Source organism: Paraburkholderia sp. GAS448 (assembly GCF_050435685.1).
In the GTDB taxonomy this organism is placed as follows: domain Bacteria; phylum Pseudomonadota; class Gammaproteobacteria; order Burkholderiales; family Burkholderiaceae; genus Paraburkholderia.
Genome location: NZ_JBNDKT010000016.1, coordinates 43661 through 62865 on the forward strand (window position 1 = coordinate 43661; position 19205 = coordinate 62865).

14 protein-coding genes and 3 pseudogenes are annotated in these 19205 nt (G+C 61.4%); 7 read left to right on the plus strand and 10 right to left on the minus strand.

The genetic code is table 11. The features are described 5' to 3' along the window. Window positions 1–403: 403 nt before the first annotated feature. The 4 genes and pseudogenes from cysC to P3T23_RS26405 all read right to left on the minus strand — a co-directional run bounded on the left by cysC (window position 404) and on the right by P3T23_RS26405 (window position 2805). Window positions 404–1033, minus strand: coding sequence for an adenylyl-sulfate kinase (cysC, locus tag P3T23_RS26390; RefSeq protein ID WP_429319167.1), 630 nt, complete (start codon window positions 1031–1033; stop codon window positions 404–406). A 184-nt stretch (window positions 1034–1217) separates the two neighbouring features. Then, window positions 1218–1718 (minus strand): annotated as a pseudogene (locus P3T23_RS26395) (IS701 family transposase); the annotation flags it as partial. Further along, complete coding sequence (locus P3T23_RS26400) at window positions 1706–2164, minus strand: hypothetical protein (RefSeq protein ID WP_429319050.1); 459 nt, start codon at window positions 2162–2164, stop codon at window positions 1706–1708. The gene P3T23_RS26400 and the pseudogene P3T23_RS26395, both read right to left, overlap by 13 nt. A gap of 11 nt (window positions 2165–2175) precedes the next feature. After that, window positions 2176–2805: a hypothetical protein gene (locus P3T23_RS26405; RefSeq protein ID WP_429319051.1), complete on the minus strand. Its 630-nt coding sequence runs from the start codon at window positions 2803–2805 to the stop codon at window positions 2176–2178. 703 nt (window positions 2806–3508) lie between these two features. On the opposite strand from P3T23_RS26405, the gene P3T23_RS26410 reads away from it, so the two are divergent. The 7 genes and pseudogenes from P3T23_RS26410 to P3T23_RS26440 all read left to right on the plus strand — a co-directional run. Continuing rightward, window positions 3509–6007, plus strand: coding sequence for a glycogen/starch/alpha-glucan phosphorylase (locus P3T23_RS26410; protein ID WP_429319052.1), 2499 nt, complete (start codon window positions 3509–3511; stop codon window positions 6005–6007). Next, complete coding sequence (gene glgX, locus P3T23_RS26415; protein WP_429319053.1) at window positions 5994–8084, plus strand: glycogen debranching protein GlgX; 2091 nt, start codon at window positions 5994–5996, stop codon at window positions 8082–8084. Before P3T23_RS26410 ends, glgX begins: the two co-directional genes overlap by 14 nt. 89 nt (window positions 8085–8173) lie before the next feature. Continuing rightward, window positions 8174–9763: an aspartate:alanine exchanger family transporter gene (locus tag P3T23_RS26420; RefSeq protein ID WP_429319054.1), complete on the plus strand. Its 1590-nt coding sequence runs from the start codon at window positions 8174–8176 to the stop codon at window positions 9761–9763. A 57-nt stretch (window positions 9764–9820) separates the two neighbouring features. Further along, a complete protein-coding gene (locus tag P3T23_RS26425; RefSeq protein WP_429319055.1) occupies window positions 9821–10816 on the plus strand; it encodes a 2-hydroxyacid dehydrogenase in 996 nt (331 codons plus the stop codon). Between the two features lie 10 nt (window positions 10817–10826). Then, window positions 10827–11507: a VIT1/CCC1 transporter family protein gene (locus P3T23_RS26430; RefSeq protein WP_429319056.1), complete on the plus strand. Its 681-nt coding sequence runs from the start codon at window positions 10827–10829 to the stop codon at window positions 11505–11507. Window positions 11508–11706: 199 nt separating this feature from the next. After that, a protein-coding gene (locus P3T23_RS26435; RefSeq protein ID WP_429319057.1) for an IS5 family transposase occupies window positions 11707–12694 on the plus strand; the annotation gives its coding sequence in 2 pieces (ribosomal slippage) (window positions 11707–12213 and window positions 12215–12694; 987 coding nt in all). Window positions 12695–12892: 198 nt separating this feature from the next. After that, a pseudogene (locus tag P3T23_RS26440) lies at window positions 12893–14156 on the plus strand (Tn3 family transposase); the annotation flags it as partial. Window positions 14157–14730: 574 nt separating this feature from the next. Here the strand turns inward: P3T23_RS26440 and P3T23_RS26445 are convergent. The 6 genes and pseudogenes from P3T23_RS26445 to P3T23_RS26470 form a co-directional block, all read right to left on the minus strand. Then, window positions 14731–15114, minus strand: a complete 384-nt coding sequence (locus P3T23_RS26445) for a hypothetical protein (protein WP_429319058.1) — start codon at window positions 15112–15114, stop codon at window positions 14731–14733. Window positions 15115–15303: 189 nt separating this feature from the next. After that, complete coding sequence (locus tag P3T23_RS26450; RefSeq protein WP_429319059.1) at window positions 15304–16509, minus strand: hypothetical protein; 1206 nt, start codon at window positions 16507–16509, stop codon at window positions 15304–15306. 16 nt (window positions 16510–16525) lie between these two features. Beyond that, on the minus strand, window positions 16526–17398 hold the full coding sequence (locus P3T23_RS26455) for a hypothetical protein (RefSeq protein WP_429319060.1): 873 nt from the start codon (window positions 17396–17398) through the stop codon (window positions 16526–16528). Window positions 17399–17460: 62 nt separating this feature from the next. Next, the gene (locus P3T23_RS26460) at window positions 17461–17853 is read right to left on the minus strand and encodes a type II toxin-antitoxin system RelE/ParE family toxin (protein WP_429319061.1); all 393 of its coding nucleotides are present in this window, start codon (window positions 17851–17853) and stop codon (window positions 17461–17463) included. After that, window positions 17850–18119, minus strand: coding sequence for a type II toxin-antitoxin system ParD family antitoxin (locus tag P3T23_RS26465; RefSeq protein ID WP_429319062.1), 270 nt, complete (start codon window positions 18117–18119; stop codon window positions 17850–17852). The genes P3T23_RS26460 and P3T23_RS26465 overlap by 4 nt, the downstream gene beginning before the upstream one ends. A 221-nt stretch (window positions 18120–18340) precedes the next feature. After that, window positions 18341–18637: pseudogene (locus tag P3T23_RS26470) on the minus strand (SET domain-containing protein); the annotation flags it as partial. Window positions 18638–19205 lie beyond the last annotated feature (568 nt).

Genomic DNA, 19205 nt, shown 5'->3' on the forward strand with positions numbered 1-19205 from the left:
GGCTGCGCGCCTGCACGGGCACTCACGCTTGTATTGGCGAGCGCACGGAAAACACCCCTAAAGGCCGGTGCCCCCGCTAGCTACTTCCACTGAAGTAACTGTCGCGAGCGGTCATAAACCGCAGTCAGCGCTGCTGGTGCAAGTACGCCAAACCCCTCATGCAGCAACGCTGCATCCCCACGCTATTGCAAATGCGTCCATCACGAGAACCACGCGGGCTCCATCGCCCAGAACATTACCCAACGTAAACGGGCTATTGGGCGACACGCTGACACGACGCCTGGGATATCCGCAAAACCTCAGCTGCCATCCCTGTGCGACTTGCGCGCGGCGAGTGGCCGTGATCGTCGGGAGAAGGGCCGTCAGGCGCATCCCGTTCGCACGCCCGTGGCCACGCATCGAGCTAGTGCCGATCGCGATTTGCACCACAGCCATCAAGATCACCAAAGCTCTTCGTGCGCAGGTAGTTGAAGATGAGCGAGACGCTGGTCGCTTCGTCAAGTAGCGCGGTGTCGATCTCGAGGTCAGGCTGTTCAGGGTGCTCGTAGGGCGCCGAAATTCCCGTGAACGACGGGATGATGCCCGCTTTAGCCTTTACGTAAAGGCCCTTTGGGTCGCGCGCCGCACAGGTGTCCACCGATGCAGACAGGTAGGTCTCGAAAAAACGCTCCGCGCCGATGATGTTACGGGCCATGGCACGGTCTTCCCGCATCGGCGAGATCAGCGAAGTGATGACGATCAATCCGGCATCGTTCATCAACTGTGCAACGTGAGCGACACGGCGGATGTTTTCCCGTCGATCTTCGGGACGAAAGCCGGGATCGCTGGTGAGGCCGTGGCGGATATTGTCCCCGTCCAGAACGTAGCAGGGATGGCCCAGCGCGACAAGATGCCGCTCAAGCTCGTAAGCGATTGTGGATTTTCCAGAGCCAGACAGGCCCGTCAACCACAAAGTCAGCGGCTGCTGCCGGAGCATCGAAGCTCGTGCCTCGAAATCCACCGCACCAGTAAATCGCCGTATGGAGCCTCTGATTTCCCCGCTTTCTGGAACCAGTCGGGGTCCCTTTGCTTGGCGATTATTGACGGGCTTGTACACGGAAGTAGGAGTTGCACCAAAGGGTATTGGATTCGGTTGTGGACTCGCCAATTTACTTCTCCCGCTGATTCACGCGACCAACCGGGCACGGAAAGCCCGGCTTCGTCACGCTTGGGCTTATGTCGATCTTCGAGCGCGGGCCACACGCGTCTTGTGTCGCCGGCGAAGATTCCTGGGTGATGTCATTGGTGACGACCGAGTCCGTGCGGTGTGTCGACATCTCGACCCGGAACGGCTTGACTTTGTGATGTTTTGGAAAGCCCTTGTTCTTGATCTTGATCGTCTCGCCGTGGTAAAGGGCTGCGGCATCCCACTGCAGCGAGTCGACGTGCCTGTATGGCGGTTGGTCGGCGGAGTCCTCAATCAGCCAGTTACTGCGCAGTGGACAGTAGCGCGTCTCGCCCGGCGATTCCTTGAACAGAATCAGATCTTTCGTCGCATACCGTGTATCCATCAGGACGCGACGTACTGGCAGGGCTTTATGATGGACCACGTTGACCAGCATGTCTCGTACGTGATGGAGCCTGGACTTGCCGTCATCGTCCGGATCGTAGATGCGGTGATCGATGATCCAGTACTCGCCGCTGTGCGCCTTCACGCAGGTGCAGTTCACCACGCCGATGACGAAACAATGTAGTGGATTCCGAGGCGGCTGCTGTGGTCCTCTCCCAGATTCCAGAGCACGAGGTGACGCTTAGACCTGAGGCGCGCGATCACCCCGCGCTCGGAGGCCTTCCGAGTAATGTGGAAGCCGTTCCCGGCGCCTCGGTTGTTCAGGATGACCTGGCTTTCCCACGACGCAACGAGACTATCCCGCGCCATGTAAACCCAAGTGAAGGCAAGTGATCCGTTCGCCTGTACAAACTCTGGCGGGCGGCCGAAACGGTGCGGCTTGAATGGCGAGGCGGTGGCAACGTACTTTTCGTTGTCGACCGCCCGCACGAACTCAGCATCGACCGCGTAGGTATAGCGCTGCTGACCCAAGGCCCGAAGGATTTGCTCCACTGTCGGAACCAGACCCTCGAGCCGCTTTGGCAGTTCGTTCTTCTCATCCTCGTGTTTGGACATTAGTTATCTGCTCAATCCGGGTCAGCCACCTCCAGTGCCGCGAGCGCATTGACTTTGTCGAGCCGCACCTTTTCAGGTAGCGACAACATCCGGGATTGTTCCGGCGCTAGCGCGGCACGATCCTCGAACGGCAATCCTGCTAATACCTCTGCAGGGGACAACTCGTTCAATGCGTCCTGCTCGGACACGAAAAAGGTGTTGACCTGCATCCGCGATTTCCTGTTGAGGATTTCGAGCACCTTTGGCAAAAGTGAAGGGACATCACTCACGAACTGCCACGAAGGATAGGCGCGACCGTTCTGCATACCGAGCGGAATCACACTGTAAAACTTCGTGTGATCCCTGCGGTAGAGGGAGCTCTTCGACATGCCAAAGCGCTTGAGTACCTCCTCAGGGCTCAATCTGGAGACTGGCAACGTCTTCGCTTCCGACGCCGGTCGGTTTGTGCCGTCGTCCAGCAGCATTTTGCCCAATGAGGCGGCAACCGCTTCGCGCGCCGCGTCGCTAGCGAACAGGTCCCTGCCGCTTTTGGCGAGAGACTTCTGCAGTCTGTCAGACACGCCCTCAAGAAGGTACTGCGCGACCCGATCAAGCAACACCGCCGGATCACCTGAGTACTGCCCCTTCACAAGCGCGAGCAAATCTGTCTTAGGCGCGCTCTCTTGTTTCGCTTCATTGCCAGTTCCATTTCAGCTCCTGACTGCTCAGGAAATATCAGGAGGTGCACCGATCGGCGCTGCCACACGGGATCGCGGCGCTACGCAGATAGTCCACATTAGTTTTCCCAGTTTTCCCAGTTTTCCCAAATGTCTCATCCACCTATTTTAGGACGCACCAACCATCCCCCTGGTGCCTTAAACCGTGCACCAGGACCGGCGACTTGAATCCGAAGGCTAAAGGGGCATCGCACGACCAACCCCCATATCAGTTCACCCGCCGCCGACATGCAACCCACCTTGAAAACGTCCCGAATACTGTATATATATACAGTATTTTTACATATCCAGACTGGAGGGCGTCATGGAGCATCTGGATTTTGACGACTGAGTCCCTCCCGTGCCTTCCTGTTGAAGCCTTGCGCGGGGACTCGTGCTATCGCATAGCTGCCGTGAGCGTGCGCGGCCGGGGCGTCGGGGATCCCTCGCGCTATCCGGCGGCAACCGGGGTGACAAGGCCCGTGATACGTATCACGGGCCTGAGCATGTTGCCGCGAAGAGTGGTTCAATCGCAGCGCGCGACACTCGCGCCGCGTCACTGAGCACGCGTCCTGCTTGTAATCCGCCATACCTAACATATTCTTTCTCAATGTGATCAGCCGAATGCGAATGTGAACGCGAGGGAACTATGAGCGACGGCCCTGCAATTGACGCTGCCGTCAATATGAAAGCCGCGTCGGGCGACGCGCCCGGCTATGCGTTTCAGCATGACGTAGTGCGCAATCTCATAACCCGTCAGGCGCGCTATCCCGACATCGCGACGTCATACGACTGGTATGCGGCGCTCGCGTTCAGCGTGAGGGACCGCATGCTCGCGCGCTGGGCCGCGTCGACGAAAACCTATGCGGCGAAGGACGTGAAGGTCGCCTGCTACCTGTCGGCGGAATTTCTGATCGGCCCGCAGCTCGGCAATAACCTGCTGAATCTCGGAATGGAAGCCGAGGCGCGCGACGCGATGCGCGCGCTCGGCCAGAATCTCGACGATCTGCTCGCCATCGAGGAAGAACCGGGGCTCGGCAACGGCGGCTTGGGGCGGCTCGCCGCGTGCTATCTGGATTCGCTCGCAACGCTCGAAATTCCCGCGATCGGTTACGGCATCCGCTACGAGTTCGGCATCTTCGATCAGGAGATCCGCGACGGCTGGCAAGTCGAGACCACCGACAAGTGGCTGCAGAAGGGCAACCCGTGGGAGATCGTGCGTCCCGACGTGAGCTATTACGTCGGCTTCGGCGGCAGCACGCAAAGCGAGACGGATGCCGAAGGCCGTCTGCGCGTGCGCTGGATTCCGTCGCGCCAGGTGAAGGGCGTCGCGTGTGATATGCCGATGCAGGGTTTTAACGTCAATACGTGCAACGTCCTGCGTCTGTGGAAGAGCGAAGCGGTCGAGTCCTTCGACTTCCAGGACTTCAATGCCGGCGAATACTACGAGGCGGTCGAGGAGAAAGTGGTCTCCGAAACGCTCTCGAAGGTGCTCTATCCGAACGACGAACCCGAAGCCGGCAAACGCCTGCGTCTCGCCCAGCAGTATTTCTTCGTGTCCTGCTCGCTACAGGACATGCTGCGCCTGATGGACGCGAAGGGCACGCCGATCGAGCACTTCGCGGACCTGTTCGCCGCGCAGCTCAACGATACGCATCCGTCCGTCGCGGTGGCCGAGCTGATGCGCCTGCTTATCGACGAGCGCCTGCTTTCGTGGGACGCGGCCTGGGACATCACGCGGCGCACGCTGGCCTACACCAATCACACGCTACTGCCCGAGGCGCTCGAAACGTGGAGCTTGCCGCTGTTTCAGAGCCTGTTGCCGCGCCCGCTCGAAATCATCTTTGAAATCAACCGGCGCTTTCTCGATGACGTGCGGCGCGCCTATCCGGGCGATGAAGCGCGCGTGAAGCGCATGTCGCTGATCGACGAGACCGGCGACAGGAAAGTGCGCATGGCGCATCTCGCGACCGTCGGCAGTCATGCGGTGAACGGCGTGGCCGCGCTGCATTCGGACCTGCTCAAACAGACCGTGCTGCACGATTTCGCAGACATGTTCCCGGAACATTTCCTTAACGTGACGAACGGCGTCACGCCTCGCCGCTTTCTGATGCTGAGCAATCCGGGACTCGCGCACCTACTCGACGAGACGATCGGCGATGGCTGGGCCAGCGATCTCGCGCGGCTCGACGCGCTGGCCGCCCACGCCGACGATGCCGCCTTCCACGAGGCGTGGCTCGCGATCCGGCGCGACAACAAGGCGGCACTCGCTCAGCGCATCAGGAACACGACGGGCATCGACGTCGATCCGAACGCGTTGTTCGATATTCAGGTGAAACGCATTCACGAGTACAAGCGCCAGCATTTGAATGCGCTCTATATCGTCAGTCTCTACCGACGCGTGTGCCGCAATCCGGATCTCGATACGGCTTCGCGCTGCTTCATCTTCGGAGGAAAAGCGGCGCCGGGGTATGCGATGGCGAAGCTCATCATCCGTTTGATCACCGGCATCGCTGAAGTCGTCAACAACGATGCGACGATCAACGGCCGGATGAAGGTCGTGTTCTACCCGGATTTCAACGTGAAGAACGGGCATTGGATCTACCCTGCGGCGGACCTCTCCGAACAGATTTCGACAGCGGGCAAGGAAGCGTCCGGCACGGGCAACATGAAGTTCATGATGAACGGCGCGCTGACCATCGGTACGCTGGATGGCGCGAACGTGGAGATTCGCGAGGAAGCGGGTGCGGAGAACTTCTACCTCTTCGGCCTCACGGCGCAGCAGGTCGAAGAGGTGAAGCGCGCGGGCTATCGTCCTGCGGAATATGCGCAAGCGAGCGACGACTTGCGCGACGCGCTCGACCAGATCGCGCAAGGGCGCTTCTCGCGCGGCGACAAGGATATGTTCCGGCCGCTCGTCGACAACCTCCTGCAATCCGATCCCTTCCTCGTGCTCGCCGATTTCGCGGACTACGTCGCGTGCCAGGAGCGCGTGAGCGAGGCATGGCGCGACACGCGGCAGTGGACGCGCATGTCGATCATGAACACGGCGCGCTCGGGCAAGTTCTCGTCGGATCGTGCGATCAGGGAGTACTGCGAGCGCATCTGGAAGACGCGTCCCGTGAGGATCGACCTTGCTCAGCCCTGAAGCGCGAGTGTGCCGCACTTACCGGACGCAGCCCGGTTCGCGATTCCCGCCCGGCGCGACGGTCGAGCCAGGCGGCGTCAACTTCTGCGTGTTCTGCCGGCACGCGACGGGCGTAGAACTGCTGCTCTACGAGTCCGCCGAAAGCGCGGAGCCGTTCCAGGTCGTCGTGCTCAATAGCGAAGAGAACCGCACGTTCTACTTCTGGCATGTCCTCGTCGAGGACCTTCCGCTGCGCTCCTGCTATACGTGGCGCGCCTACGGTGCGCACGGCGTGCCGCAAATGGACGACGATGCCGCGAGCCGCAAGGAGCTGCTCGATCCGCACGCGCGCGCCGTGAGCGATCGCTTCTATCGGCGCGACCAGGCCGCCGATGCGCATGGAGCCGAACACGCGTCACTCAGGGCCATCGTCGCGGAGCCGCTCGACAGGCGCGATCACGTCGACGTTCACACGCTCGACGACGCGATCATCTACGAGCTGCACGTCGACGGCTTCACGCGGCATGCGTCGAGCGGCGTGCGCCATCCCGGCACCTTCGCGGGCCTGATCGAAAAGATTCCTTATCTGAAGGCGCTCGGCGTCACGCACGTCGAACTGCTGCCGGTGATGGCCTTCGACGAGCAGGACATTCCCGCATCCGCCGCCGCGCTCGGGCTGCGCAACTACTGGGGCTACAGCACGCATAGCTTCTATAGTCCGCATCCGCGCTATTGCGTCGAGCCGGCGAGAGCACCGCAGGAGTTCCGCGCGTTCGTCGACGCGCTGCATGCGGCGGGCATTCGCGTGCTGCTCGATGTCGTGTTCAATCACACGTCGGAGGCCGGCACGAACGGCCCCGTGATCCACTTCAAGGTGCTGGCGAACGAAGTCTTCTATCAAGTCGACAGGAACGATGCGCGCCACTATCGTGATTACACAGGCTGCGGCAACACGGTCAACTGCAATCATCCGCTGGTGTCGGCGTTCATCATGCGTTCCCTCGAATACTGGGTGACCGAGCTCGGTGTCGATGGCTTTCGCTTCGATCTCGCGAGCGTCTTCGCGCGCGGCGTGCATGGAGAGGTGCTGGAGGTACCGCCGCTGCCCTGGGCGATCGAGGCGTCGCAGGTGCTCGCGCGCGTGCCGTTGATCGCGGAGGCTTGGGATGCGGGCGGCCTCTATCACGTGGGCGCGTTTCCGGGCATGGCGTGGGCCGAGTGGAACGGGCGCTACCGCGACGTGATCCGCCGCTTCGTGCGCGGCGACCCGGGCATCATCGGGCAGGTGTGCTCGTGCATCGCGGGAAGCGCGGACCTCTACCAGAACGACGGCAGGCTGCCCGCCAACAGCATCAACTTCGTGACGTGTCACGACGGCTTCACGCTGAGCGATCTCGTCAGCTACGACGCGAAGCACAACGAGGCGAACGGCGAGGATAACCGCGACGGCAGCAACGAAAACTTGTCGTGGAATTGCGGCGCGGAAGGCGAGACGGACGACCCGGCGATCATCGGCCTGCGTCGTCGACAAGCCCGCAACTTCATGGCGATTCTGCTCACGAGCCAGGGCGTGCCGATGCTCCTCGCCGGCGATGAAATCCTGCGCAGCCAGCGAGGCAACAACAACGCGTTCTGTCAGGACAACGCGCTCTCGTGGATGGATTGGCATCTCCCCGACGATGCGCTCGACATGCTGCGCTTCGTGCGCGAGATGATCGCGCTGCGCAAGCGTCACGCGAGCCTGCGCCGCCGGCGCTTTCTCACCGGGCGTCCCGTGAACGGGCAGAGTCATCCTGATGTGGCATGGCATGGCGAGCGGCTCGACGAGCCCGCATGGCACGACCCAGGCGCGCGCTTCGTCGCGTTCACGATCGCGGGACGGGCACCGGGCGAATCCATGTTGCACATCGTCTTCAACATGAACGACGATGCACGTGACGCCGCGCTTCCCGTCCTTGAAAGTCGGAGCTGGCGGCGCATCGTCGATACGGCCGCCGAACCACCGCAAGATATTGTGCCGGATGTCGAAACAGCGAGAATGGAACGCCGTGCGTGCCGTGTCGAAGCGCACAGCGTCGTCATCCTCGAATCATGCTGAATGCGCACGGTCGTGCTGGACTATCCGCCACAAAGCGCCTTTAATGTTCGTGTACTGCTGCGTTGCGTTGTCCACTCACAGGAGGCGGCATGGATGCAGTCAGAACCTTCCTCGAGAATCAGTCGCTGTTCGCGCTGTTTCTGACCATCGCGCTGGGTTACCTGATCGGCGAGATAAATATCAAGGGCGTGGCCCTGGGTTCCGGCGCCGTGCTCTTCGTCGGGCTGGCGGTCGGCGCATTCGCGCCTAAGTCTGCGCCGCCAGCCTTGCTGGGCACGCTCGGCCTGCTGTTCTTTCTGTATGGCATCGGCATACAGTACGGCGCGCAGTTCTTCAGGGGGCTGACGAGCCGCGAGGGCGTCAAGGCGAACGTGGCCGCGTGCCTCGGCGTGATCATCGCGGGTCTCGTCTCGTGCGGCTTCATCCCGTTCGGCATCACGCTCGCCGATGCGCTCGGCATGTTCGCGGGCAGCGGGACCAGCACGGCGAGCCTGCAGGTGGCCATTGCATCGATGAAGAGCAACGATGCCGCCGTGGCCTACAGCGTCTCGTATCCGTTCGGCGTCGCCGGACCAATTCTGTTTCTCTATGTGTTGAACGTTGCGCTGAAAGTAAAGATCCAGAAGCCGCCGGCGAAGATACTTGAAACGGCAGAGATCGCGCTGAGAAACATGAGCCTCTTCGGTCTCAAGCTGTCGGAACTGGCGAGTCGCCTGCCTTCGGGCGTGTTGATCGCCGCGGTGCGACGCGCGCATCACAATCAGTTGGCCACGGCCGACTTCACGTTGCGAGCCGACGATGTGCTCCTCGCCACCGCCACCGAGCGCAGCCTGCTCGACGAAGCCACGGCCTTGTGCGGCGAGCTGCAGCCGGGGCGCATGGCGAGCCACCGCGAAGACCTCGACTATATGCGCGTGTTCGCATCGAATCCGGCGGTGATCGGCACGGCGCTCGGCCAGATCCGCTTTCCCGATGGCGTGAACTGCTCGATCGCGCATGTGCGCCGTGGCGACGCCGATATGCTCTCGTCGCCCGATCTCATTCTCGAAGCGGGTGACCGCGTCGGCCTGCTCGTCAACCGCACGCATCAGGCAACCATGCGCGCCTTCTTCGGCGATTCGATCAAGGGCACGGCCGATCTCAGCTTCATCTGCCTCGGCATCGGCGCAGCGGCGGGCTTGCTGGTCGGCGCGATCCCGCTGCGCGTGCCGGGGCTCGGCGCCTTCAGCCTGGGCCTCGCCGCCTTGCTGCTGGTCGCGCTATGTCTCGGCAAGGCGCGCCGCACCGGGCCGTTCGTGTGGGTAATGCCCCTGTCGGCGAATCTCGTGTTGCGCAATCTCGGCCTCACGATCTTTCTCGCGCAGGTGGGCATTTCATGCGGGCCAAAGTTCATCGCGACGGTGGGCACCGCAGGTCCGCTCCTGCTGCTCTATGGTGCGATCACGCTGCTGGTACTCGTGGGCGTCACGGCGGTGTGCTGCCTGTGGATCTTCAAGCTGCCCTTCGACACATCCGTGGGCGTGATCTGCGGCGCGACCGGCAATCCCGCTATTCTCGCGTTCGCCAATCGCATCGCGCCGACGGATCAGCCCGACATCATGTACGCGATGATTTTCCCGTCGATGACTATCGTCAAAGTGCTTTTCGTGCAGATCGCCATATCGATTGCAACCGGCTAGCCGCCGCCACGCCGAGCCCGATAGAGGGTTGAAATCCGGATCGAAGAGGAGCCCATCATGGAAGTAGCGATATTCAGCTCGACGCCTTACGAGCGCCAGTTTCTCGACGAGGCGAACAGGGCAGAGCATCACAAGCTCAGGTACATCGACGTGTCGCTGGATATGGACACGGCCGGTCTCGCCGCGGGTTACGGCGCGGTCTGCATCTTTGTCAATGACAAGGCCAATGCCGACGTGCTCGAAGCCTTGCACAGGGGCGGCACGCGTCTGCTCGCGCTGCGCTGCACGGGTTTCAACAATGTCGACCTGGCAGCCGCGGAGAAGCTCGGCATGAAGGTTGTTCGCGTCGTCACGTATTCGCCGAACTCGGTGGCGGAGCATGCGGTCGCGCTGTTGCTCGCAATCAATCGCAAGGTGCATCGCGCCTATAACCGCACGCGCGACTCGAACTTTTCACTCGATGGCCTGACCGGCTTCGATCTGTGCGGCAAGACGGTCGCGGTGGTCGGCACCGGGAAGATCGGCTGCGTGTTCGCGAAGATCATGCTCGGCTTCGGCTGCAAGGTGATCGGCTACGATCCCTATCACTCGGCGGAATTCGAAGCGCTCGGCCTGCGTTACGCGACGCCGGGCGAGATCGGCGAGCAAGCCGACATCATTTCGCTGCATTGCCCGCTCACGCCCGCGACTCATTACATCATCAATTCGGAGACGCTCAAGCGCGCGAAGCCTGGCGCGATCCTCATCAACACGAGCCGTGGCGGACTGATCGATACGGAGGCCGTTATCGAGGCGCTGAAGACCGGTCTACTTGGCGGACTAGGGATCGACGTCTATGAACAGGAAGCGGATCTTTTCTTCCGCGATTTGTCGAGCGAAATCATCACGGACGATGTCTTTCAGCGTCTGGTCTCGTTTCCCAACGTGATTGTGACGGGGCATCAGGCGTATCTGACGCGCGAAGCGTTGACGACCATCTGCGAGACCACGCTGAAAAGCGTCACGGCCTTCGAGGAGAATCAGCCGCTGGAAAACGAGGTGAAGGCTCAGTAGGGGTGCTCAGATGCTCACGAAAAGGCCGTCGGAGGAACAAGCCGCCCGCACGCGAGAACCCGTGCTCGATACCGTCGATCGCGTGTCCGAGCTGTGCTTCGGCCTGTTCATGGCGTTGACTTTCGTCGGTACCGTATCTGCCGCGACGAGCGGAGAAGACGCCGGGCGCAAGATGCTCTACACGGCGCTTGGCTGCAATCTCGCGTGGGGTCTCGCCGATGCTGTCATGTATCTCGTGCGCACTATCGCGGATCGGTCTCGCAGGCATGCGCTCGCGCTCGCCATTAAGCGCGAACGCGATCAGGCGGCGGGCGTGCGCGCGCTGCGCGAACGAGTGTCCGCATCGCTCGACCCGTTCATCTCCGACACCGATCTCGAATCGATACGCAAACGCATTGCCGAAAGCGATAGCCTGCCCGAGCGTGCGCGCTTCGAGCGCGATGACTTTCTCGCGGCGCTGGGCATCTTCATCATCATCGTGCTTTCGACATTTCCGGTTGCGGTGCCGTTCGTCATCTTCAGTCATGTTCCGACGGCGCTGCTCGTCTCGCGCGTGCTGACGCTCGCGATGTTGTTCTTCTGCGGCTTCGCCTTGGGCGGCTACGCAGGCTGGACCGGCTGGAAAGGCGGACTTTCGATGATGACGCTGGGCGTGCTCCTGACGATGGCGATCATCGCTTTAGGCGGGTAACCGTTCCGTCTTATAGGTAGCTCGACTTGGTTGTCCGTTTTAATTGGGGTGTTGCGCCCGTGTATAGCACTCGAAGGCAAACGAGGAATTGTTGAGGGCCGTTAATTCTGCTAGGGAACCACTGATTTATTCCGCCGGACGGTCATCGTTGAGCACGACTAAGACGTTGTAGAGAAGCCCCCCGGAACAGGCATAGTGAATGAAGCGGCAGATCAGTTTTGCGAAAGCGGAATGCACCGGCAAGAAGCGCGTGACTCGTCGACAGCGCTTTTTGACCGAGATGAACAGTGTCGTGCCTTGGGCGCGTCTGCTGGCGGCGCTCGAACCGTACTACCCGAAGGGCACGCGAGGGCGTCTGCCGATCGGGTTGGAGCGCATGCTGCGCATCTACTTCCTGCAGCAGTGGTATGGACTGTCGGACGAAGGCTTGGAAGATGCGCTGTATGACAGCATCGCGATGCGCGCCTTTGCCGGGATTGATCTGGCAGTCGAGAACGTGCCGGATGCGACGACTTTGCTGAAGTTCCGTCGCTTGCTGCTCGAGCATGATCTGACGCGCCGGCTGTTCGACGAGATCGGCATCTCGCTGTGCGAACGCGGGTTGATGATGAAGGAAGGCACGCTGGTGGATGCGACGATCATCGAGGCACCGCCGTCGACCAAGAACGCCGAGAAGCAGCGCGACCCAGAGATGCATCAGACCAAGAAAATGTAACGAGTGGCACTTTGGTATGAAGGCACATGTCGGCGTGGATGCCGACTCGGGGCTGGTGCATAGTGTAGTGGGGACAGCCGCCAATGAATCGGATGTCTCGCAGGCGCATGCCCTGCTGCATGGTCATGAAGCGCACGCATTCGGCGATGCGGGCTATACAGGCGTGGAGAAGCGGGAGGAGATGCAAGGCGCCACCGTAAAGTGGCATGTTGCCATCAAGCGCGGCAAGATCAAGGCGATGCGCGAAGGCGCATTGAAGGATCTGCTGATCGCTGCGGAGCGAACGAAGGCGCAGATCCGGGCGCGGGTCGAGCATCCCTTCCACGTGATCAAGAATCTGTCTGGTCATCGCAAGGTACGCTACAAAGGTCTGGCGAAGAACACAGCGCAGTTGTTCAGCCTGTTTGGTCTGGCCAATCTGGTGCTGGCCAAGAAATCGTTGTTGGCCAGTCATGGGAGCAGTCCGTCCTGAGTGCGCCAAGAGCGCCAGGGGAAGGCGCAAACCGGCGCTTTTCGCGAAAAAAGCCGCTCGGCATGTACTTATATTTTGCATTGCGAAATTACGTGATCAGTTCGACAATCCGATCGACACAAAGACGTTATTGATCAGCGCTTCCCTAGTGGGTGCAGTAATTCGGCTAATGTGGGCCATCTCAGCGGGGCATATGACCTGATGCCGCGTGTGAAGATCACGGATCTGCTGCTCGAGGTAGACCAATGGACCAACTTCACACGTCATTTCACTCACCTGAAAAGCGACTCCGAACCGCCCGACCGGACGCTGTTACTGACCGCGCTCCTCGCTGATGCGTTCAACCTCGGGCTGGAGAAAATGGCCGATGCCTGTCCGGCCACGAGCGGGGCGAAACTGTCATGGCTGGTAGCCTGGTATATCCGTGACGAGACCTATCAGAAGGGGCTGGCCGAACTGGTCAACTATCAGCATCGGTTGCCTTTCGCCGCGTACTGGGGCGAGGGCGTCACCTCGTCGTCCGACGGTCAGCGCTTCCGCGCCGGAGGCGCACGGTCAGGCCGCCGGATATCGAAACGCGAAGTATGGCAACGAACCGGGCGTACTGTTCTATACGCACATCTCAGACCAGTACGCACCGTTTCACACCAAGGTCATTAATTCGCCGGTGCGCGACGCCACGCATGTGCTGGATGGCTTGCTATATCACGAGTCAGATCTGCGTATCGAGGAGCACTACACAGACACTGCCGGCTTTACCGACCACGTGTTCGCGTTGTGCCACTTCCTTGGATTCGAGTTTGCGCCTCGCATCGCCGATCTGGCGGACAAGAACCTGTATGTGCCCGGCAAGCCGGGGGACTGGCCAGCATTGTCGTCGCTGATCGGCGGTTCGATCAGCCGGAAACTGATCGAACGGGAATTCGAAGACGTGGTCCGCCTGGCCGCATCGATCCAGCAAGGCACAATGACGGCTTCCCTCATCCTGCGCAAGCTCAGCGCGTATCCGCGGCAAAACGGTCTCGCTGTCGGCCTGCGTGAACTTGGCCGCATCGAGCGCACGCTGTTCACACTGAAATGGTTCCAGGACCCGGCGCTGCGCCGCCGTGTGTCTGCCGGACTGAACAAGGGCGAAGCCCGCAATTCGCTGGCGCGGGCGGTGTTCTTCTACCGGCTGGGCGAGATACGGGACCGTTCATACGAAAACCAGCGCTACCGGGCAAGCGGCCTGAATCTGGTGGTGGCCGCGATCACGTTGTGGAACACGGTGTATCTGGAGCGGTCGATTGCCGCCTTACGGCGGCAGCGGGAGATCGGCGACAGCCTGATCCCGCACGTCGCGCCGCTGGGCTGGAATCACATCAACCTGACAGGCGACTATGTGTGGCACGCGAACAAACGCGTCGCCAAGGGGCGATTCCGGCCGGTGCGCGCGGTGAAATCGACCAGGGTGCGGTCTTAGCGTACGAAAAAATCCGTTTCTTGAGGGCACCCCTATCTGCCAGCAGATGGCTGAGTACACCCCTGTCATCAAGCGGGGACACGACGGTAGCCGTGCAATGAAGCGAAAGTAGAAGCGTTTTGGAAGTAAAAGTAGAGGCACCCTCGGCGCAAGTGGTCCACGTCGCCCACCCAGACGGTCGTCATGTCCGTTCCGGTCGAACCCTATTCACCGCCGCGTGCGCAGAGCTCCGGCAACTTTTCGCTCGATCCGTCATCGCTACGTTGCGGCCCTGTCGGTGGAACCGCTCTGTTCGTTTTTCTTTCCCGCCGCTCGCTGCGCCGCCCTTCCGCACACTTCACGACGTCCTCCAGAGATTGCACGTGTTCTGGCGTAGTACGACCAAAGCGCTTGTGATAACAATGCGCGATAAATTCCGAGAGGGGGCGCTTCCACGGTTCCTGCTGCCCGTTAGCCAGTGACCCGAATTTTCGGGGATTCAATCCCAGTTCGCGCGCCATCTGGATATGAGCATGGCTCAATCTGAAACGCTGCCTCGCTTCAAACCACCGTTGAAGTTTCGATGGTATCGGCATCAGTGTTCACCTCTGCGCCAGCTTGCGGCGGTCAACCGCTCCACCGCCGCGTAATAACGCGCCTGCGAAGTCGCAGCATCGTCGTTCTGATCCGTCTTCAAAATATCAAACAGATGCTCTGCGACGACTGAGCCGATCGCGTGAACCGCGTCGTGTCGCGTAAGTCCTTCTTTCCCGAGGCGATCCATCGCCCGGACCACGGGCTCAAGGTTCAGGGCGATCTGGTTTTCGACGATCGTGTGTAGTGCAGCGTGTGCCGTGACGTTGGGAAGCTTGATCCGGGCGACCCGGTGATACGTTTCGACGAGCGCAATTCGCTCCTGTTCGTCGAGTTCGAGCCATGATTCAGGTTCGGGCGCACACCCGGGGTTGTACTCTTCCATGATGCAAGTCCTGTGCTGACTTCTGCCTGTCGTAAAACTGCCATTTCCAGCCACTTTGCGCTTGAGTCCAGTCATCGGCGGCAAAACGGGCGCCCGTCCCACACCACCGGGAGGGACCCGTTGATGACAACACGCCGGGGCTCGGGCCGTGCAAAAACCGTCCATGCCGTAACCGGATGCATCGAGACGTTATGCGACCCAATGATGCGCCAGCACCGTGGCGACGAACGAATGCCCCGGAATGGCCGCAAACTGCTCCCGCAGACGCCTGTTGAGCTGGTCACGTTCCATGCCGGAAGCAAGGGCCGCATCCGCCAGCGCGCCGTAAGCATCCAGCACATCGCTCCCCGTGATTTCGTAACCGAAGCCTGCAGCCATCCAGTGCAGCGCTGCCGTGCCACAGGCCACGGCGAATTCAGGCTTGCGCTGCGCGAAATCGCGTGCGGCTCGCGTCAGGGTTCGCGGGTCGGTGGGGCCGCGCATCGCGAGCGACGCCGCCTGATCGAGCAGGCCGGCGTCCTTCGCGGCGGCGAACCATTTCCCCTCAGCGCCGGGACTGCTCGCGACCAGGTCGCGGAGAATGCTGTCGGAACTCCTGTCCGGATATTTTTTTGCGATGGCACGGAATGTCGCGAGATGCGTGGTGGCCTGATTGGCCTCGATTGCGTAACGCCGATCGGCCTCGTCCATCATGCCCGACGACAGAAGGATCGCTTCGCATTTGCGGGCGATTGCAGCAGTGGGCGCGTTCAGCCCCCTCGACACTTCCGCGTAACGCAGTGCTTCGGTCGAACGATTTAATGCGATCAGTGCATCCACTCCGTACTGGCGATACCCCCACCAGTTCAGGCGCGCGCCATTCACGAGAGCGAGTAGTTCCTGATGGCGCCGGGCAGCATCGAGCGCACTCAGGCAGGCGGTGGTACCCGCGAAATGCTCCCCCAGTCCTTCAGCGCCCATCACGCGCGCTGTAATCGGCAACAACCTGTCTGCCCATAAGGACGCGATGTCGGGCGACGTACACAGGTCACCCCAGCGATCGCCCAGCTGTTCGATATACGGCATCGGGTCATCCTGGAGCGCGTCAAACAGGCGTTCCAGCCAACGCATCCGGACCGGAGCAGGCACATCCACCCCGGCAATGACCGGCACAAGCGAGTCGATTGCGCGATTCACGGCGGTGCCAATTGCCCCCGACGAGCTGTCTACGTGTTCAAGCGCCGGCGAAAGCTTTTCCGCGCCGTCCGCGGCGAGAACAGGATCGGCACGGGCGATCTGCCGGATCTCCGCCAGCGCTTCTTTCAGCCGCTGGATCGGCAACGCGGATTTCCAGCCGAACGCGCCACGCCGGAACCGCGTGGCGAAAGCCCATTTGTGAGAGGTTGTGCGTGTCATGCTCCGGGGTGCCAGTTCAGCGCGTCTTCATATAGGCGGCGTACAGCGCCGTGTTGAGCGCCTGCAGTTCGCGCCGGGTTTCCAGCAGTTCGTGATGCCGGCCCTGACGCTCCAGACTGAGTAACTGGAGCATCACCTTCGCCGCCCGCTCGGGCGCATTGCGTCGCGAAGGCTCTGCCTGTTTGAACAGCGGCGCGAGGCCGGCCTTTTCCGTGAGTACCCACGCCGGAAACCATGCAAGATCGTCAATGTCGCCGGCGCCGTCGAACGATGTATCGAAGTTGCGCCGCAATGTATTGACGCACGCGTCGCCAAGCCGGCTCAAAAGCTGGTCAAACCGGGATGGAGAAAGCCACGCAAGTTCCACCAGCAATGGCCAGGCCGCGTCCAGACCATCGAGCCGGTAACGTGCCTCCGTCATCCAGCAAAGCGGCGCTGGAATCCGTCGCCAGGATGCGATGCGCGATATCGCATCGGAGGCCTCGGCCCACCGCGCAGCAAGCAGGAAGAGCGGCGCCGCGTGCGCATCCGCGTGGTCCGCACGGAAAGGCAGCGCACCGGCGCGCCCGGCCAGTTCTGACCAGAGCGGTGCGAGCCAGGTCGTCCCGCTCTGCCTCGGGAACACATGCGCGACTGCGGGCTGGACTTCGTGAGATAGCGCCTGGCGAGCCTGCAGGGCGGCTTCGTGACGGTCAAACGGTACCGTCGATCGACCCGCGAGAGCATTGACGATCGAACCGAAATACACCTGGGCGACATCGCCCGGATACTCGTTCGCAAGGGCCTGCAGCGCGCGCCGCGCGCCCGCGGCATCGTACCGCTGCAACGCTGACAGGACGTCATTGCGCAGCATCACGTCGCGGCTGTCGTTGAAAATGTCGAGCTGCATCCGTCGGATTCAGAGCAGTTGGCTGGTGGGACTGATGAGATTATTCCATTTGACCGCGCTTCTCAATTTCCTGTCGTGCTCGTCGACTGACTCGACCATTGCGCGCCGACCGCTCGCGTCGGTGGCCACGGTGCGGACGCGTCCTCAGTGGTCGTGCTCCGTCGGGTCGGCGAAAGATGGTTCCCAGGCCTGTCCGCCGTAGAACACGCCAACGATTGACACCACCTCAGGATCCAGAAGGTAAGCAATGACCACGCGCTGCCGGTAGTGGGTCCAGGTAACAGATCATCGCGCGCGACGCCGCGCTCAGGGAACGTCTGCAGGCGCAGGCAAAAATTCACGATGGCGTCCACATAGCGAGCCGCCGTGACGGGCGAACCCGCTTCAATGATGAACCGTTCTATTTCCTCAAGCTGGTCCCGCGCTTCCGGGGCGAACTGCACCCGGTAGGTCATGCGGCGCCCGAGCGCTTCTTCGCCAGGTGAGCGCGCACCTGCTCGGGCGTGAGCGCGCGCGCGGGCTCCGCGCGCAACGCTTCGGCCGCAGGCATCACCTCGTCGCGCAGCCAGGCCTCGATGGCCCTGTCGCGGGCCGCGAGGGTGCGTAGCCCGTCGCGGATTACCTCGCTTTCAGAAGCATATTCGCCGCTGGCGACCTTGGTGCGGATGAGCTCGGCCATCTCGTTGGGCAGGGTAATGCTGAACTGCTGTGTGGTACGCATGGCGCTCTCCAAGCTGACAGGATTTAATCCTACTCCGTCGACGGGGGTGCTGACAAGGCGCGCCGGCCTTGCGCGGATAACGTGTGGCGGCTGGGTGCGACGGGACAGGACGGGACAGGACGGGACAGGACGGGACGGGACGGGACGGTGCACAGCTTGACGGATCTTCCTGCGGCGAACCATTTCGAAGGAAAAGCCGGATGCGCCTGTGAGGGGCGCGCTTAATAGCCGCTCGCCGGGGCCAGCATCGAACCGCTACACCTCTTCGCCCCACAGCGGCAGGCATAGTCAGCAATCAGTTCGGGAGTAATCGCGTCGTCGATCGTGAGTCCATAGGCAATATAAAGCTCGTCGCCCGGCATCACGTCTTTGAGCGTCTCGATGAAAACCCGCCCCCGCTCGTCCTCGATCGCCTCGCAGTTCGGCTGGCAGGAGTGGTTCAGCCAGCGGGCGCTGTTGCCGCCGACGCTGCCGTCGATGACGCGCCCGTCAGCCAGGCCGAAAATGAACGTATGGCCGGGGGGCTTCGACCATGTCGTGGTTGGTGACATTGTGCGCCTGTTCGACTACTTGCCGCGGGACATGAGTGATCTTCCTCCGATCCGATAACCCAATCTTGGTCGTCACAACGGCTTGGACTGGAATCAATGGCGATAGTCCGTTATCCGAATTGGGAACCGCGCGAGTCCAAGCTGGATCCGGCATCACGCGCTGGCCCGCGCCGCAGAATTGACAACTGTACGCGCTAACCTGCGGCCGGGATCACTCACCGCGACTACGATGTACCTGCGTAGCAATGAAATCCAACGCGCGAGGCAAATGAATCGGACCTTTTTCGCCAAAAAAACAAAAAACAAGCGCTAACCCACTGTATCAAAAAGACTTCCAGCAAATCTGGGGTTCCAGCTTACAACCCCTCACTGGACTGACGCTTCCACCGGGCGTCGCGCATGAGTCTCTGCCCGACGCGGTGGCGCTCTTCATCTCTGATTGCTGGCCCGGCATGAGTCGCACGCAGATGATTGCCCGCGCGAAACGGTGGGGTCTGCGCCTGTCGCTCCGCGCAACGGCGCCGTGTCCGTCCGG

Coding starts and splice junctions, on each gene's coding strand:
- P3T23_RS26445 (WP_429319058.1), bottom strand. CDS start 15,114: ATGGAAGAGTACAACCCCGGGTGTGCGCCCGAACCTGAATCATGGCTC.
- P3T23_RS26420 (WP_429319054.1), top strand. CDS start 8,174: ATGGATGCAGTCAGAACCTTCCTCGAGAATCAGTCGCTGTTCGCGCTG.
- P3T23_RS26450 (WP_429319059.1), bottom strand. CDS start 16,509: ATGACACGCACAACCTCTCACAAATGGGCTTTCGCCACGCGGTTCCGG.
- P3T23_RS26400 (WP_429319050.1), bottom strand. CDS start 2,164: ATGTCCAAACACGAGGATGAGAAGAACGAACTGCCAAAGCGGCTCGAG.
- P3T23_RS26460 (WP_429319061.1), bottom strand. CDS start 17,853: ATGACCTACCGGGTGCAGTTCGCCCCGGAAGCGCGGGACCAGCTTGAG.
- P3T23_RS26455 (WP_429319060.1), bottom strand. CDS start 17,398: ATGCAGCTCGACATTTTCAACGACAGCCGCGACGTGATGCTGCGCAAT.
- P3T23_RS26430 (WP_429319056.1), top strand. CDS start 10,827: ATGCTCACGAAAAGGCCGTCGGAGGAACAAGCCGCCCGCACGCGAGAA.
- P3T23_RS26465 (WP_429319062.1), bottom strand. CDS start 18,119: ATGCGTACCACACAGCAGTTCAGCATTACCCTGCCCAACGAGATGGCC.
- P3T23_RS26425 (WP_429319055.1), top strand. CDS start 9,821: ATGGAAGTAGCGATATTCAGCTCGACGCCTTACGAGCGCCAGTTTCTC.
- P3T23_RS26410 (WP_429319052.1), top strand. CDS start 3,509: ATGAGCGACGGCCCTGCAATTGACGCTGCCGTCAATATGAAAGCCGCG.